General features: G+C 58.3%; 1 protein-coding gene. It reads left to right on the forward strand.

The genetic code is table 11. From position 1 onward, the window contains the following. Nucleotides 1-645, forward strand: a 645-nt coding sequence (gene rodZ / locus J5224_RS33495; protein ID WP_264629195.1) for a cytoskeleton protein RodZ, incomplete at its 5' end; no start/stop codon positions are given. Nucleotides 646-648: the final 3 nt, after the last annotated feature.

The following is a 648-nucleotide window of genomic DNA, read 5'->3' on the forward strand; positions in this document are numbered from 1 at the left end:
TTGATGACCTTTACCTGGCTGGTCGTGCTTATCGTGCTCGGGTTAACCGGCGCGTGGTGGTGGCAGAATTATCAGGTGCAGCAGCAAGAGATCAGCTCTATGGTCGATCACGCTGCGGCTAATTCACCGGATGAGGCTGAGGGGCAAACGGCCGTTCCGCTTGCCACTACCGGTTCACAAACCATCGATCTGACGCAGATGGCGCCAGCTGCGCCGGAAGGGGCAAACACCGCCGCGAATTCGGCGTCGGTGAATACGCCTGCTGCAAATACAGCAACGACCACGGGTGTACCAGCGCAGGCCGGTAATGGGCATCAGTCTGTTGCTCCGGTTACCACGCCCTCGTCTACGGCTACCGAGCCCGTTGCTGCACCGAACGCAACGCCTGCCAGTGACAATGGCAACACCATTGCCATGACCTTTAGCGGCGACTGCTGGCTGGAAGTGATAGATGCGGCTGGCAAAAAACTCTACAGCGGCGTACAGCGCAGCGGCAGTGTGTTAAACCTGAGCGGTCAGGCGCCTTATCGCTTGAAGATCGGCGCACCGGCGGCAGTACATATCCAGTATCAAGGTAAACCGGTGGATTTGACCCGGTTTGTAAGAAGCAACCAGTATGCTCGTCCGGCGCTGGCGGGGGGGTAAATT

It is taken from the genome of Candidatus Symbiopectobacterium sp. NZEC135, assembly GCF_025962695.1.